General features: G+C 39.7%; 12 protein-coding genes and 1 rRNA gene. 6 read left to right on the forward strand and 7 right to left on the reverse strand.

The features are described 5' to 3' along the window. Nucleotides 1-6: 6 nt before the first annotated feature. A 5S ribosomal RNA gene (rrf, locus tag J4N25_RS19675) occupies nucleotides 7-118 on the forward strand. A 453-nt stretch (nucleotides 119-571) separates the two neighbouring features. Here the strand turns inward: rrf and J4N25_RS19680 are convergent. The 3 genes from J4N25_RS19680 to J4N25_RS19690 all read right to left on the reverse strand — a co-directional run bounded on the left by J4N25_RS19680 (nucleotide 572) and on the right by J4N25_RS19690 (nucleotide 5739). After that, nucleotides 572-2965 (reverse strand): TonB-dependent receptor, encoded by a 2394-nt coding sequence (locus J4N25_RS19680; RefSeq protein WP_207423517.1) that lies wholly within the window; start codon nucleotides 2963-2965, stop codon nucleotides 572-574. A gap of 80 nt (nucleotides 2966-3045) precedes the next feature. After that, complete coding sequence (locus tag J4N25_RS19685; RefSeq protein ID WP_207423518.1) at nucleotides 3046-5208, reverse strand: cation:proton antiporter; 2163 nt, start codon at nucleotides 5206-5208, stop codon at nucleotides 3046-3048. Between the two features lie 3 nt (nucleotides 5209-5211). Further along, on the reverse strand, nucleotides 5212-5739 hold the full coding sequence (locus tag J4N25_RS19690; protein WP_207423519.1) for a hypothetical protein: 528 nt from the start codon (nucleotides 5737-5739) through the stop codon (nucleotides 5212-5214). Nucleotides 5740-5882: 143 nt separating this feature from the next. On the opposite strand from J4N25_RS19690, the gene J4N25_RS19695 reads away from it, so the two are divergent. Then, nucleotides 5883-6704 carry a glycosyltransferase family 2 protein gene (locus J4N25_RS19695; RefSeq protein WP_207423520.1) on the forward strand — a complete coding sequence of 274 codons (822 nt, stop codon included), beginning with the start codon at nucleotides 5883-5885 and terminating at the stop codon, nucleotides 6702-6704. A gap of 117 nt (nucleotides 6705-6821) precedes the next feature. Here J4N25_RS19695 and J4N25_RS19700 read toward each other — a convergent pair whose 3' ends face one another. Then, nucleotides 6822-8057, reverse strand: a complete 1236-nt coding sequence (locus J4N25_RS19700) for an NADP-dependent isocitrate dehydrogenase (RefSeq protein WP_207423521.1) — start codon at nucleotides 8055-8057, stop codon at nucleotides 6822-6824. Nucleotides 8058-8208: 151 nt separating this feature from the next. On the opposite strand from J4N25_RS19700, the gene J4N25_RS19705 reads away from it, so the two are divergent. Beyond that, nucleotides 8209-8673 carry a hypothetical protein gene (locus J4N25_RS19705; protein ID WP_207423522.1) on the forward strand — a complete coding sequence of 155 codons (465 nt, stop codon included), beginning with the start codon at nucleotides 8209-8211 and terminating at the stop codon, nucleotides 8671-8673. Between the two features lie 113 nt (nucleotides 8674-8786). Here the strand turns inward: J4N25_RS19705 and J4N25_RS19710 are convergent, their stop codons facing one another. Then, the gene (locus J4N25_RS19710) at nucleotides 8787-10616 is read right to left on the reverse strand and encodes a DNA polymerase III subunit gamma/tau (RefSeq protein WP_207423523.1); all 1830 of its coding nucleotides are present in this window, start codon (nucleotides 10614-10616) and stop codon (nucleotides 8787-8789) included. Nucleotides 10617-10899: 283 nt separating this feature from the next. Between J4N25_RS19710 and J4N25_RS19715 the strand changes: the two genes are divergently transcribed. Beyond that, the gene (locus J4N25_RS19715) at nucleotides 10900-11577 is read left to right on the forward strand and encodes a TatD family hydrolase (protein ID WP_207423524.1); all 678 of its coding nucleotides are present in this window, start codon (nucleotides 10900-10902) and stop codon (nucleotides 11575-11577) included. Between the two features lie 29 nt (nucleotides 11578-11606). Continuing rightward, a complete protein-coding gene (locus tag J4N25_RS19720) occupies nucleotides 11607-12422 on the forward strand; it encodes a tRNA threonylcarbamoyladenosine dehydratase (protein ID WP_207423525.1) in 816 nt (271 codons plus the stop codon). Between the two features lie 104 nt (nucleotides 12423-12526). On the opposite strand, the gene J4N25_RS19725 is transcribed toward J4N25_RS19720, so the two are convergent. Then, nucleotides 12527-12928: a GtrA family protein gene (locus tag J4N25_RS19725; RefSeq protein WP_207423526.1), complete on the reverse strand. Its 402-nt coding sequence runs from the start codon at nucleotides 12926-12928 to the stop codon at nucleotides 12527-12529. A 212-nt stretch (nucleotides 12929-13140) separates the two neighbouring features. On the opposite strand from J4N25_RS19725, the gene J4N25_RS19730 reads away from it, so the two are divergent. After that, nucleotides 13141-14481, forward strand: a complete 1341-nt coding sequence (locus J4N25_RS19730) for a deoxyguanosinetriphosphate triphosphohydrolase (protein WP_207423527.1) — start codon at nucleotides 13141-13143, stop codon at nucleotides 14479-14481. Here the strand turns inward: J4N25_RS19730 and J4N25_RS19735 are convergent. Continuing rightward, complete coding sequence (locus J4N25_RS19735) at nucleotides 14478-15059, reverse strand: chemotaxis protein CheB (RefSeq protein ID WP_207423528.1); 582 nt, start codon at nucleotides 15057-15059, stop codon at nucleotides 14478-14480. The two genes, J4N25_RS19730 and J4N25_RS19735, sit on opposite strands and share 4 nt — an antisense overlap. Nucleotides 15060-15139 lie beyond the last annotated feature (80 nt).

Consider the following 15139-nt stretch of genomic DNA (forward strand, 5'->3'; position numbering starts at 1 on the left):
CCTTCTTCAGGTGCCTATATCGGCGGTGTCCACCTCTTCCCATTCCGAACAGAGAAGTTAAGCCCGCCAGAGCCAATGGTACTGCAGTAAAATGTGGGAGAGTAGGTCGGTGCCAACTTTTATTCAAAAGCCCTTCAGGAAACTGATAGGGCTTTTTTGTTTTGGGGAGCTATTTGTACCATAATTTCCATGTACCAATCCAAGAAGGATATCTTCACTCCTCGAATTCCTTCAGCATCGGTCGCACATTTACTTTGTCAATATTGATATAAGTCCCTAATACTCCCTTTACCAAAACTAGTAAAAGAGTCACTGGTGACAGCCAACCCAAGTCTTTTAATGAATAGAGATTCCTTTCCTCTTGTTCGCTCGTAACAGATATAGTTTCCTTTGTATATTAATCACTACTTTAGTTTTAGTAATACTTGCAATCACTTAAACAACGGCATCGAATCTATAATTATACTGTAGTAATACCTAAATTAGCCTTTGGGCAGCGGTAGGTATGAAGACACTACATGAGGTTCAAGATGATATTCGGACACAACAGACCAGTTTTGAATACTCCTAATTAATCCTTCTTTACCCTGTTAGATTCGTCCTCTGACGCTGTTTTTCTATTCCGTTCGCCTTTTAACTTCTGATTGCCGAAGGAATAGCTAAAAGTTAGTCGGGCGTTCCGGCTTTCGTAGAACTGACGGAAGTTTACATTGATCTCCTGATATACAATAGAGCCCCGAACTTTGTCAGAAAATAGCACATCCTGGACATTCAAGCTCACCCGTCCCTTATTATCCCAGAATGTTTTCTGAATAGAAGCATTCAGGCTGCCCAGGTTTTTTATTAGGATAAACTCGTTGAGGAATTTAGTCATATAGTACCCCGATATCTCGAAGCTGATTGTCTTTGTTGGTTTATATGCTGTCTGCCAATAAGCTAACCAGTTCCATTTGCCTCTGTTAAATTCGGAACCTAAATAGTCTGCCTTGTAATGATTGTAAATGAATTGATTACCGCCGAAGCCACTTATCTTCTTACCTAGGTTCAATGGAAAATTTAATTCAAAAGCGATATTGTTAAAGGAAGCCAAATTCTCAGACGTGGTGTAGGTTAAGTTACCATTCTGTTTAGGGGCATTGTCGAAGATAACATCGTGTTTCTTGTTATAGCTGACAGAGAAGAAGGGTTGGTTATCGTAAGTAATTGAAAGCTTGTACTGATCTGCTGTTTCTGGCCTCAATTTAGGATTTCCCTGAGTATAAGTTAGAGAGTCAAGGTATTCAATAAAGGGATTTTGCTGGTTGAAGCTTGGACGATTTACTCTCCGGCTGTATTGAAGCACGGAGGCTATCTTATTATTTATATTTCTTGTAACGAACACTGAAGGAAACAACTGGACATAATTCCTGTCTAAAACCGTTCCTTTCTCGTCTTTACCTTTGGCTATGGTTTGTTCAGCCCTTATTCCAGCCTGCAGATTCCATTTGCCGAACTTCTGCTGGAAGGAGGAATAAATTGCATTTATATTCTCACTATAATCAAAATCCGTACTTCGATCCTCATCAAAAGCACCATTACTTGTATAGGTAAGGTAATTATCTATACTAGCAAGACTACTTTTAGCGCCCGCTTCTAACTTCGCATCCTTATTAATCGTTTTAACGTAATCAATTTTCATAACGCCAAGGTTTACTGGGTTCTTTACAAATTGCTCATTGTTGTACCTGCTGCCATTAGAAAGTATGTTCGTAATAATACTGTTGTTAGAACTATTGAAATTTGAATAGTCAAGATCGATGTTAAGATCTGTGCCTAAAGTATCAAAGCTGTGTTTCCAGTTAATATTTCCGGAGAAGTTTCCTCTTTGACTGTTTGTTGAATTTTCGGTTTGAAAATTACTTATCATGCTGTTATTCAGAGATGATAATTGTTCAGTAGCGTTATTTGCCCGTCGGTTACCGTCTCTTGAAAAGCCCCTTAAAATTATACCGAAAGTGTTTTTTTTATCCGAGTAAAAATCTGCTCCTATTCTGAAGTTGTGACTGCTGAATACTGTTGGGGTATAGTTAAGCTGCACAAAACGATTTGGTGAAATTATTCTGTCGAACTCGTTGTATTCGTAAAGATTTCTATGAAAGAAGCTATAGTTCCCAAACACATTTAGCTTGCCCTGACGATGATTTAGGGTAATTGAAGGACTAAGCCTGTAAAAGTTCCTATCTATGTTATAGGTGCCACGCTCATATAGTCCCATGCCACTACTTAAAGCTATCGAGCCGTTGGTTCCTAAATTGGCATTCCTTTTCAGAATAATATTTATTACTGCTCCTCCCGCCGCATCGTATTTGGCCCCGGGATTTGTGATCACCTCTATTCTATCAATATTTGCCGCGCTCAAATCTTTCAATACCTGATTGATATCTGTATACTGTGAACTGCGGCCATCGATAAGAATATTAGGTGCTCCCCGGCCTACAATAGTCAGCTTGTCATTAGTGATAATAAGGCCAGGGACTTTTTGAAGAACTTCAAACGCTGTTGATCCTGCCGATGTAGCGCTGGCATCTACATTTACTACCAATTTATCTGGTCGTTGTTCCAGAAATGGCTTCTTTGCAGTTACAGTAACCTCTTTCAATTGTGATGCTGCACCTGCAATTAACCGGATTTCCGGAACCTCAACAACTTCACCTTTTACTTCTATTACCCGTGATGTTTTTTTAAATCCTACAAACGAGGTACTTATTACATATGATCCGGGTGCGACATTGTTAAAGGTATAACGTCCCAGTGCAGTTGTCAAAGCAGACTTGACTAGTGTAGAATCAATACGTTTAGTTAACAGAACTGTTGCAAATTCGGCCGGCTTGCCGTCGGCTGTGGTTATATTGCCATTGATGATGGATTGAGCTTTAGTACAAAAACCAGCGATTACAAAAGTAAATAGGATAAAAAGCCTTCTCATTTAGTGTTAGGGTTTATGGTAAGATGAGTTTCCGGCCGGAAAGTTGCAAACTTTTGCCAATTAATAGAAAAAAATCCCTCCTATTTCCGAAATAATCGCTTGAACAGGCTACCAGCTTTATTAACAGAACCTAGCCGCTCAGACAATGCCTCGATAATTTTATAGTCGTTCGTGGTGATTCCTTCCAGGTCTATTTCGTGTCCTATTTGTTTAGGATACAAAAGGATAAAACTGTAATCGGAAAAATAATTTAATAAGTAGTACGGAAGCTTTTCTAGTACCTCGTTATGCGAAACGTTATTTTTTCTGGAGGTTACAATGAAAAAGAGGTCATCTCTTTTTAACTCGCGACTAAATATCAGGAAGTCCTCCCATCTGTCAAATGTTTTAAAGTCGGCTTCTACTGCTCTTCCCTTAAGATAAGCCCGAATAGCAAAACTAGTTTTTTGAGTGGAATAAAAGGTTACGGGAAGCGCGGCTTCTTTAGATAGCATGCTTAGGCGATGTAACCAATGTTCGAATCCTAATTCGTCTTCGGCGGAGGGAGTAACGGCAACGATAATTCTTTTTAGTGTATTTAAAGGTTGTACAGCCCTATAAATGAAAATTGATTCAAACGTTCTCTGTAAAGTTTCCTGGGCAACCACTCCAAAAAAGTTTTGTTGTTCTGTCGTTTTTTGAATACTTATTAGTACGTCAGTTATATCGTGTCCCTTTATAGTATAAACAATTCCGTTACTAATGTTACTGTCAAATCTGGTAAGGGGGATGATCTTATTTTCAGTAGCAGCAGCGTATTTAGTAACAGCATCCAGCATTTTTCGTCCCGCCACCTGCACGTTTTCGTCTCCAAGAGCATCACTAACTACATGAAGAGCATAAATAGGCACCTCACTTCGTTTTGGTTTAAGCATTACAGCCAGGTCTACTAACTGGGTTACCGACTCTGGATGAGCCAGAGAAAGAAGGATCTTTTCATTACTTTCCTCTTTTCCGTTAGATGATGTTTCCTCGTTTACAGCCATTTTTCTGGCTGCTTTCTCTACTACGACGGAGCTTACAGCGCAACTAACCAAGATAAGAAGTATTGTCCCATTCAACACATCTTCGTCTAGTAGTCTTATCGGCTCTCCATTTTCAGACTCTCCAACAATAATGTTATACCCAACTAATATAATTGCCAGAGTAGCAGCAGCGTGAGAAGCGCTTAAACCAAATATGATATTCCCTTCCTCCTTGGATAGTTTAAAAGTTCTTCTGGTAATGTAAGCTGCCAGATATTTTGTTAATAAGGCAACAGAAACAATGACCCCGGCTACTTCTAACGCTCCTGTACCCTTAACCAGTACCCGTACATCAACTAGCATTCCTACACCGATAAGAAAAAAGGGGATAAACAAGGCATTACCAACGAAATCTATCCGGTTCATTAAAGGGGAGGAATGTGGCACAAAAGTGTTAAGAACAAGTCCGGAAAAGAAGGCTCCAATAATTGCTTCTAATCCGGCAACTTCGGCCAGGAATGAGGATAGGAAGACAATAGCAAGAACAAAAATATATTGTGAAACGCTGTCATGGAAATTTTTGAAAAACCAGCGAATAATTGGAGGAAGAACAAAGAAGACAGTTGCAACGAAAGCTAAACATGAAACACTAAGCTGAACCCAAAATGACGTTCCAGCTTCTCCTTTTGCTGCACCTGCAATGCCTGCAAGGATCAGTAGTGCCAGGATATCCGTTATCATGGTACCACCTACTGTTAAGGCTACTGCACGGTTGCGTACAATGCCATATCTGCTTGCAATGGGATAAGATACGAGCGTGTGTGTTGAAAACATACTGGCCAGTAGTAAGGATGAAAGGAAGCTATACCCCAGGACATAATAGCTGGCCAGACAGCCAATTGAAAGAGGCAGAAGAAAAGTTGCAATGCCGAATACAGCAATTTGCTTTCTATTTTTCTTAAACTCTGTAATATCGATCTCCAGACCGGCGAGAAACATTATATAGAGAAGTCCGACTGTACCAAATAGTACAATACTGCTATCCCGACTTAAAAGATTAAAGCCGTAGGGGCCGACAATGACACCGGCGATAATAAGGCCGATGATATGAGGGATCTTGATTTTCTGAAGTAATATTGGGGCAAATAGAATTATGAAAAGCACCAATGAAAATATCACCACAGGATTTTTCAACGGTAGGGTAAAATCTACCTTTGAGATCAGAAAAAGGAGTTCCATAACTTATTGCTTTTCGAGTTCAAGAGAGTAAATTATACGGCATCCTTCTCTATAGATTTCTCTTCTGCCTTCCATTTCCTGATAAGATAAGGGTTTAAGACTTACAAGCATTTTTGCTTTAGTTTCATTACTATTCATTGTTGGTTTAAGAGCCAATTGATAGGCATCTCCGTTCAACACACCTTGGTACACACGCTTTAATCTATCGTTAACCTGAGCTTCTGCCTGTAAAGTTCCATTTTTTAAAGATATATCCCAACGCTCAGTTTTAATATCTCCAACGGCCGACCCTTCGCAGTCTGTTTCAATACATGTCATTGTAACCGACCATAAGCCGCTAATTGAATCATTAGCTGCCTCATTTACATTTTGGCTAATCGTGGTATCGTTTTGTAATGCTTCTTTCCGTTTCAAAAGCTCCTGTTCTTTTTTATTAAGCTCCGATTCTTTCTCCCGCAGCTTCTGATCCCTGTTCGTGCAGGAGAACGTAATAAAGTAGAAGAAGAGCCATATAAAAATAGAAAATCTCATAATACAAGACCTAAGAAAGCTATTGCCATAGGCAATTCAATATATAGCAATAAAGTGAATTATAAGTTTTGATCGAAAAGAAAATCTTTAACAGTTTTTCCTAACTATTCAGAGTTCACTTATCTTCGAGCAAAAATAATTTCATGTTTCAAAAACCTACCTGCACACTTATTATTGCCACCTACAATTGGCCGGCTGCACTTGATTTATGCTTAAAGAGTGTATTAATGCAAACCCGTTTGCCAGATGAGGTTATAATTGCTGATGATGGTTCTACCGGAGAAACTGAAGCTTTAGTTAAAGAATATCAAAAAGAATTTCCCGTGCCTTTAATTCACGAATGGCAGGAGGATGAGGGCTTTAGACTCGCGGCAATTCGTAATCGTTCTGTTTCGCGTGCAACTTGTGATTATATAATTCAAGTGGACGGAGATCTAATCCTGCACCCAAAATTCATTTCAGATCATCTGGCAGTATCTAAAGAAAAGCATTTTGTATGTGGAAGCCGGGTCATTTTACAACAGGAAGCGTCCAAATCAGTATTACAAGGCGCAAATACTATTGTGAACATCTTTGGGAATGACATTAAAAACAGATCAAATGGCATTTGGCTTCCAATGTTAAGGAATTATATGTTGTTACGCTATAAGAAGAAAGACAAACTTTATTTGCGCGGTTGTAATATGGCGTTTTGGAGAAGAGATCTTATAGCCATTAATGGTTATGACGAGGGCTTTAAAAAATGGGGGAGAGAAGATACTGAATTAGCTGTGAGATTACTCAATTCAGGAATAGCTAAGCAGGCTCTCAAATTTGGAGGAATTGTATACCATATTTATCATACGGAGGGTACTGGTATAACAAATGCTGAAAATGAGAAACGATTAAATGATTCAATATTGTTTGGAAGGAAATACTGTGAAAACGGAATTATTAAGAAGCAATTTAGTAACGTGATGGTATAGTTTAAAAGATAAGGGATCTTAGAAATTCTAAAAATTGTTCAAGAATCAATAAGGCCTTTGTAGATAAAAGCCCTGCCTGCAAAAATGCAGCAGGGCTTTTATATTATCGGGCTAATCTTAGTAACCTAATTTAGCTTTCAAGTTCTGGTCGATAGCTTCTAAGAACTCTTCTGTATAAAGATAGTCTGTTCCGTGTTCAACTTTAGCCTTAATAGAGATAGCTAAGTCTTTAGTCATTTTACCACTCTCAACAGTTTCGATACAAACTGCCTCTAGTTTATGGCAGAAGTCGATAAGTTCCTGATTGCCGTCTAATTTACCGCGGAACTCAAGACCTCTGGTCCATGCGAAGATAGAAGCAATAGGGTTTGTAGAAGTTGGGCGTCCCTTTTGGTGCTCACGGTAGTGGCGTGTTACAGTTCCGTGTGCTGCCTCAGCTTCCATAGTTTTTCCATCCGGAGTAACCAATGTTGAAGTCATTAAACCTAATGAACCGAAACCTTGAGCAACAGTATCAGATTGTACATCACCATCATAGTTTTTACAAGCCCAAACAAAGTTACCATTCCACTTAAGAGCAGAAGCAACCATGTCATCAATTAATCTATGCTCGTAAGTTAGGCCATTAGCATCAAATTGAGTTTTGAATTCGTTTTGATAGATTTCTTCAAAGATATCCTTGAAGCGACCATCGTATTTTTTAAGGATTGTATTTTTAGTAGAAAGGTATAACGGCCATTTTTTCATTAAAGCCTGATTGAAACAAGCACGTGCAAAACCTTTGATAGACTCATCAGTATTGTACATCGCTAAAGCTACCCCGTCACCTTTGAAATTAAATACTTCGAATGATTGCGCTTCACCACCATCTTCTGGTTGGAAAGTGATCGTCAATTTACCTTTTCCCTTAGTTAGGAAATCGGTAGCACGGTACTGGTCACCAAAAGCGTGACGACCGATGCAGATAGGAGCAGTCCAGTTAGGAACTAAACGAGGAACATTGCTCATAACAATTGGCTCACGGAATACAGTACCATCAAGGATGTTACGGATAGTTCCGTTTGGAGATTTCCACATTTGTTTTAAACCAAACTCTTCAACGCGTGCTTCGTCTGGGGTAATAGTTGCACATTTAATACCAACACCATATTCTTTGATCGCGTTAGCAGCATCAACTGTAACCTGGTCATTAGTCTCATCACGGTACTCGATACCTAAATCGTAATACTTGATATCTAAATCAAGGTAAGGAAGGATCAATTTGTCTTTAATGAACTTCCAGATGATACGGGTCATTTCATCGCCATCAAGCTCTACAACCGGATTGGCAACTTTGATTTTCTGTATTGACATGCTTTGAATTTGTTTTTTATGTTTATCTGAGCGTCGCAAAGATATAAAAATTGCAAAAAAGCAGGTGTTTGATTCTATTTCAAATTCTACCTTGGTGTAAAAACATTTGTAAGCGATTTTTTCTTTAGTAGATATAGTAAAAACTAATCTAATGGGAGAGAAAAATTCATTTTATCCAGGTTCCAATGATGAAAATCTGGATAGAGATAAGGAAATGAAAGAACAATTGGGCGGAGAGATAAGTAAGGATGATCTTTCTTATAACGAAGATACAGACAGTTTCGAGTTGGATGTTGACAGTACCGACGAAGATTACGACCATCCGGATCCATATAATACAGCTGTAAAAAGCGGAAGTGATTTCGACTCTGATTATGATGAGGCAAACATAACAGCAGTAGACGAGTACCGCAGAGCTAATGATGTTGAAGTTGTTGACCCGGCTATTGAAGAATTTGGGATGCACATCGACAGCGGAAAGATCGTGGAATTGGATCCTATTGATGAAGAATTAGCACATACCCCTGAGGATGATCGTGATGATTTGGATGAAGAAGGTTATCCGAAGAATGACGAAAGTCCGGATGATCTAGGGGGGAATGAGTATTTGAAGTAATCCCAGCCTCCTAAAGGGCTAATGAGGAAAATAGATTATTAATTATTTGTTGAGGTAATAGAAGCAGAAGTGCTTTTTATTACCTTTTTTGTTGAAAGGGCTTTTCGCGGAACTTATTCGACGCTCAGGTTGAACCTTCTTTTAAATTCTTCAAGCATAGGATTCTTTTCTGCCAAAGCCTGATACTTCTCAACAGAGGTATATAACCTTCGTTTTTCGTTCTTCTCTATCTGCCTGGTAACGATATCAATATCGAAATTTCGGAGCGTTGTACGCAGGTAATTCAAAAGGTCAACCTTTTCCACCGAAAGTGTCATCTCCTGTATTTTGTTCTCAATAATAACCTCTATCTTATAATTATCTAAAAGATTAGGGGCATTTGAGGTCATCAGTGTATATAGGTTAATCTTACTTTCTCGGTTCGCTTTATCAGCATATTTCGCCCATTCCTGAACAAAAGTTTGCTGACTAAAATGTTCGCGACTGTCGCCAGTAACATATTGAGGTCCTTTATCTTCTTCTTTAGCTGCGCTGCTACCAGACAAGTCGTTCAAGCTTGGAATGATCGAAGGAATAGCTGAAGGAGGTTTAATCGAAATTTTCGGACGTGCAGCCACAGGAGCAGGTGCTGCTGAAGATACTGGTGATGCCGAGGGCTTGCCTGCAGGGTTATTTCCAGGAGAAGGCGGAGCAACCGGAGTTGAAGAGACCGACTGTGGTGCAGCATTGACTGGTTCTTTTACACCTACCACCGGAGCTTGCGGCGAATTTGCAATAGCCGGGCTGCTTACTGTGGTATCAGGTTTTTTTTTTACCGCTTCAGACGATGTTGAAGAGGTTAAACTTAGTGCAGAAGGAATATGGCATATTTTTATGAGTGCCAATTCCACCTGAAGCCGCTGATTTTTACTGTTCTTATAGTTCAGATCGCACTGGTTAGCAATGCTCAGTCCCGATAACAGGAAGGAGGCACTTGCGGCCTTAGATTGTTCCAAATACTTCTGACGAATACCTTCACTTACTTCGAGTAATTTCAACGTTGCCTGATCCTTTCCTACCAGAAGATTTCTGAAGTGCGATGCAAGGCCGGTGATGAAGTTGTTTCCATCAAACCCATTGGCAAGGATCTCATCGAAGATCAACAAAGTTCCTGCAACATCTTCTTTTAAAAGGGAATCGGTTACTTTGAAGTAGTAGTCGTAATCGAGGATATTTAAATTATCGATCACCGACCTGTAAGTAACGTTACGGTTTGAGAAGCTTACGATCTGGTCGAACATGGAAAGAGCATCACGTAAGCCTCCGTCTGCTTTTTGAGCAATTAAATGAAGCCCGTCAGCATCAAACCCGACGCTTTCTTTTTTAGCTATCGATGCTAGATGGTTTGCCATATCCTCCACCCTTATCCTGTTGAAGTCGAAGATCTGACATCTGGACAATATAGTAGGAAGGATCTTATGCTTCTCGGTTGTGGCAAGGATGAAAATAGCATAAGATGGCGGTTCCTCAAGGGTCTTCAGGAATGCATTAAAAGCGGCCTGAGATAACATGTGAACCTCATCAATGATATATATTTTATACTTACCTGTTTGCGGCGGAATTCTTACCTGCTCAATTAAACTTCTGATGTCGTCAACTGAATTATTAGAAGCAGCATCAAGTTCGTGAATACTAAAGGAATTTCCATTTTGAAACGAGCGGCAGGAATCACATTCTCCACAGGCTTCAACCTGGGAGGTTAAGTTTTCGCAATTGATTGTTTTTGCCAGGATTCGTGCACATGTTGTTTTTCCAACTCCACGCGGACCGCAGAATAGGAAAGCTTGAGCAAGCTGATTGTTTTTGATGGCATTTTTTAAAGTGTTAGTAATATGCTGCTGCCCAACAACGCTTTCAAAAGTCGCAGGCCGGTATTTCCTCGCCGACACAATAAAATTATCCATCGCCGCTAAATTAAGGAGAAGTTGGCACATTGGGAAGAGGAAGTTTGGAGTTCCCTGATGTAATGTTTTCGAAAAAACGTAACCTCGATTGATTGAGAGAAGTAAAAAGGGTGTATTCAATCGGGTGATTATTAACTCCTTATTGAATATTGTTCTTGATTTTTAGGTTAATGATTTTGAAAGCGTCTTAATGGCGCTTTTCTTTTGAATGTTTGATCTGTTTTTTCGATCCTTGACTTGCATCTAACTTTTATTTGGATCTTTGTTGTTAAAGCAGTAATTCATGTACTTAAACTTTCATACTCATTTTTCCTCTCGATCACCAGAAGTTCAATCTTTGCAAAATATTATTGTAGGAAAAGATGATTTGAAAGATGTGGTATTAAGGGATGGCTACGGCTTCTCGGCAGGAATACATCCCTGGTATCTTGAGGCTGATTTTGAAAGACAATTACAGATGCTTCAGGAGCTATCCGGGTTGAAGCAGGTGCAAGTGATTGGCGAATGTGGCTTGGATCGTATAAAAGGGCCCGAATTAAGTCTTCAGCAAAAAGTTTTTGAAGCACAGATAAAGTTGGCAGAATGTGTTCGTAAACCGATGGTTATTCATTGCGTAAAGTGTTTTAGTGAACTACTGGAAATAAAGAAAAGATTAAATCCAACTGTGCCTATGGTGCTTCATGGATTCAATAATAAGGTTGAAGCAGGAATACAGATGTTCAACGCCGGCTTTTGGTTTTCATTTGGAGGAGCAATTAATAGGGAAGGTTCGAATGCAGGTGCTTTTCTTGAGCGTATACCGCTTAATAGAGTTTTTCTTGAAACTGATGACAGTGAAATAGGTATAGAAAAAGTGTACGAAGCTGCAGCAGATATAAGAAAAATCACATTAGATGATTTAAAAGAGATTATCTTTGCGAACTGGATGAGTTTACTTAAGGAAGCGCGCAACGCTCCTTAAAATAGAAATATAAAATTTGATTTTATAGTATGTCTGATTTAGGATGGCTGTCACGGTCTGCCTTATTGGTAGGCAATGAAGGTATAGATGTGTTACAATCCAAACATGTGCTGGTTGTAGGCTTAGGTGGGGTTGGATCTTTCGCTGCTGAATTTATTTGCAGATCTGGTGTGGGAGAGATGACAATTGTAGATGGTGACGTGGTAGACCCATCCAATAGAAATAGACAACTACCTGCTTTAGCCACAAATCACGGGGTTTCAAAAGCAGAAATTATGCAGGATAGATTACTTGCTATTAATCCTGAGCTGAAACTTCACGTGGTGCGGGATTTTCTAACGCCGCAAAGATGCCGTGAGATTTTGGAAACGAAGTTTGATTATGTAATGGACTGCATTGATAGCATAACTCCCAAGGTAACCTTGCTTTCCGCTGCTTTTAATTCAGGTCAGCGAATTGTGAGTTCAATGGGGGCTGGAGGAAAGTTTGATCCCTCGAAGCTTCGTGTAACGGATCTGTTCGACACCTATCAGTGTCGTTTTGCTGAATATGTTCGTAAACGCGGGAAAAAGCTTGGGATCACAGCTGGAGTTAAGGCCGTTTTTTCAATTGAGGAAGTAAAAAGGGATTCCTTAATTATGACTGATGGAAGTAACTTCAAGCGTTCGGCTTACGGTACTATATCTTACCTGCCAGCTGCTTTTGGAGGAATGTGTGCTTCTGTGGTTATTCGTGATCTGCTTGAAATCCCAATCGAGATGGAGGTACGTCCAAAGAAAATCCAGCACAAGAACCTCCAGGCGCAGAAAAAGCGTAAAAAAATTAAGGAAAAAGAGATTGTTTAGTTGAGCGCTTTACAAAATGAGGGTACCTGGTTCCAGGTACCCTCGTCTCTTATTACATCTCTTATATATATTACCCTCGGAGTTATTAAGCCGTCAACTTCACTTTAGAAAACGAAAAACCGTTTCGTAACATAGTTGAAACCAGATACCACAGCCACTGCTGAGACTTTGGAAACCTTAACATTTAAATGAAGTTTTTCAACTGTGAACCAAAGTAGAAATTGATTTAATGCAACGCCTGCTAAAGTAAAGGCGATGAATAAGAAAAACGTTAAACGATCATTGTAGCGACAAGAATCGAATACCAGTTTACGACTTAAGAAATAACTCGCAACTATCGCCACGCTAATAGAAGGAAGGTTAGCACGGGTGTATTTTACATGGAAAACATCAATAAGTAGAGTGAATGTGAAGAACTCCAGAAGAAAGCAGATAAAACCTACTATTAAAAATCTGATAACCTGCGATCGACTTAAATCTTTTACTACCGCTGTTGTTTTACTCATAAATTGTTTTTTTAGATAGAATTAAAAATAATTTTTTGGTTTACTAGTAACTATAAAAAAGGTTACTTGAAAATTAAATAACCCGGAAATTGTTTAGCAAAGTCGGTACCAATTTATTCCGAAGCTGTTTCGGGAGCATCGTCTGGTTCCCTTGATGCCCTTGTATCATCATTACAATTCCTATTTCCACTGTCTTTCCTTTAATTTGCAGCATGGAATGGGAAACACTACTTTCAGCAAAACGCTGGGGAAATGAGAAAAAAGTTCAAAGCGCAGAAGAGGCACGGTCTGAGTTTCAAATAGACTATGATCGTCTGATCTTTTCGTCTCCGTTCCGCAGGTTACAGAATAAAACCCAGGTATTTCCACTGCCGGGTAGTGTTTTTGTACATAATCGATTAACCCATAGTTTGGAAGTTGCAAGTGTAGGTAGATCTCTTGGACGCATCTTTTATAATAAAGTGAAAGAACAACAGTCGGATCTGGACAAACGTTTGCCCTTGATCAGTGAAATTGGGAATATTGTTGCAGCGGCCTGTATTGCTCATGATATGGGCAATCCAGCATTCGGGCATTCAGGAGAAACAGCTATATCTCATTATTTCAAGGAAGGAGATGGGAAGATATATAAGGACGAAGTGACGGAATCGCAGTGGAGGGATATTATAAAGTTTGAAGGTAATGCCAATGCTCTTCGCATCCTGACCCATTCGTTTGCAGGTAAAGGTAACGGAAGCTTTGCTCTTACTTATTCCACCCTGGCCTCTATTGCAAAATATCCCTGCGCTTCACTAGCAGGGCACGATAAGAAGAACATTTACACGAAGAAGTACGGTTTTTTTCAAACGGAGCAAGAAACTTTTATTAAGATTGCTGAAGAGTTGGGATTAGAGAAAGTACAAGATGACCCATTAGTCTACAAGAGGCACCCACTGGTTTATCTGGTAGAGGCAGCAGACGACATTTGCTATAACATTATAGACCTGGAGGATGCTCACCGGTTAAAAATCCTTTCCTATAAAGAAGTTGAAGATTTATTGGTGCCCCTCTGTAACAGCGAGAACTTGCCTAAACGACTGGCCGAGATGGAAGATGAGGATGCAAAAGTAGGTTTGTTACGTGCACGAAGTATCAGTGCAATGGTTAGAGCTTGTTCTGATGTTTTTTACAATGAGCAGGAAGCCTTATTAAAAGGAGACTTCAATAAGTCGCTTACCGATGCTATCCCTATTGAATTAAAGGCGGCATGGAAAAGGATTGCTGAGGTGTCGGTTGAAAAGATTTATAATAATAACTCGGTTGTGCAGATAGAGGTGGCAGGTTATAAAGTAATAGGTGGTTTGCTTGAAGAATTTATTCCTGCTTATCTCAGGAACGATTCAAGCTATCACGAAAAGTTAGTGCAGCTTATTCCAAAGCAGTTCCTGACCCGGAATAAGGATACTTATTCAAGAATAATGTCTGTCCTTGATTTTGTTTCGGGGATGACTGACATCTACGCTGTGGAACTCTTTAGAAAGATTAAAGGAATTTCCTTTCCTTCCATGAGTTAGATGGCAGTAAGTTGCTCAAGGTGCCAGTTCAATGATTCAGCAAGTTCAGCAGGTGGTAGGATGAGTGTAGGATGGTTCTTATTTACAATTTGAGAGGGCATGCCATCGAATTTCGTGGTTGCCGGATCTTGAACCAAAATCCTTCCACCTGCATCTTCAATGGCTTTTGCGCCTTCAAGTCCATCTGTCCCTGTTCCCGAAAGGATAATACCGAGAGCCCTTTCTTTGCAGTCTTCAGCGAGAGATTTAAAAAAGATGTCTACGGCACGATTAATTATTTCATCATTCCCTCTGTCTCTAAGAAGCAGCGTGCCTTTTTGTATCACCATCATTTTTCCTTCAGGTAGAACATACACCTTATTCGCCTCTACTTTAGTAGGTCCATCAACTCTGCAAACTTTCATTTTGGTTGTTCTGGACATGAAGTAGTCCAGTCTGCTACGGGCATGAACATACAAGTGTTGAATGATAACAAACGCTACCCCTGTAGAGGTGTCTACATGTTTGAAAAACTCCGTTAATGCTTGCAAACCGCCTGCGGAGGCGCCAATCCCTATTACCAACAAAGGTTTCTCCATCAATCAATCCTATTTGCTTCGATATAGCTATAACCTCTATTAGTATATTTGGTTTTGCGGGCAGGAAACAGTTTTAGTAA

The sequence above is a fragment of the Desertivirga brevis genome (assembly GCF_017355835.1).

Excerpts from the sequence above, each read along its gene's own strand:
- J4N25_RS19680 (WP_207423517.1), bottom strand. The coding sequence starts at position 2,965 with ATGAGAAGGCTTTTTATCCTATTTACTTTTGTAATCGCTGGTTTTTGT.
- J4N25_RS19685 (WP_207423518.1), bottom strand. The coding sequence starts at position 5,208 with ATGGAACTCCTTTTTCTGATCTCAAAGGTAGATTTTACCCTACCGTTG.
- J4N25_RS19690 (WP_207423519.1), bottom strand. The coding sequence starts at position 5,739 with ATGAGATTTTCTATTTTTATATGGCTCTTCTTCTACTTTATTACGTTC.
- J4N25_RS19695 (WP_207423520.1), top strand. The coding sequence starts at position 5,883 with ATGTTTCAAAAACCTACCTGCACACTTATTATTGCCACCTACAATTGG.
- J4N25_RS19700 (WP_207423521.1), bottom strand. The coding sequence starts at position 8,057 with ATGTCAATACAGAAAATCAAAGTTGCCAATCCGGTTGTAGAGCTTGAT.
- J4N25_RS19705 (WP_207423522.1), top strand. The coding sequence starts at position 8,209 with ATGGGAGAGAAAAATTCATTTTATCCAGGTTCCAATGATGAAAATCTG.
- J4N25_RS19710 (WP_207423523.1), bottom strand. The coding sequence starts at position 10,616 with ATGGATAATTTTATTGTGTCGGCGAGGAAATACCGGCCTGCGACTTTT.
- J4N25_RS19715 (WP_207423524.1), top strand. The coding sequence starts at position 10,900 with ATGTACTTAAACTTTCATACTCATTTTTCCTCTCGATCACCAGAAGTT.
- J4N25_RS19720 (WP_207423525.1), top strand. The coding sequence starts at position 11,607 with ATGTCTGATTTAGGATGGCTGTCACGGTCTGCCTTATTGGTAGGCAAT.
- J4N25_RS19725 (WP_207423526.1), bottom strand. The coding sequence starts at position 12,928 with ATGAGTAAAACAACAGCGGTAGTAAAAGATTTAAGTCGATCGCAGGTT.
- J4N25_RS19730 (WP_207423527.1), top strand. The coding sequence starts at position 13,141 with ATGGAATGGGAAACACTACTTTCAGCAAAACGCTGGGGAAATGAGAAA.
- J4N25_RS19735 (WP_207423528.1), bottom strand. The coding sequence starts at position 15,059 with ATGGAGAAACCTTTGTTGGTAATAGGGATTGGCGCCTCCGCAGGCGGT.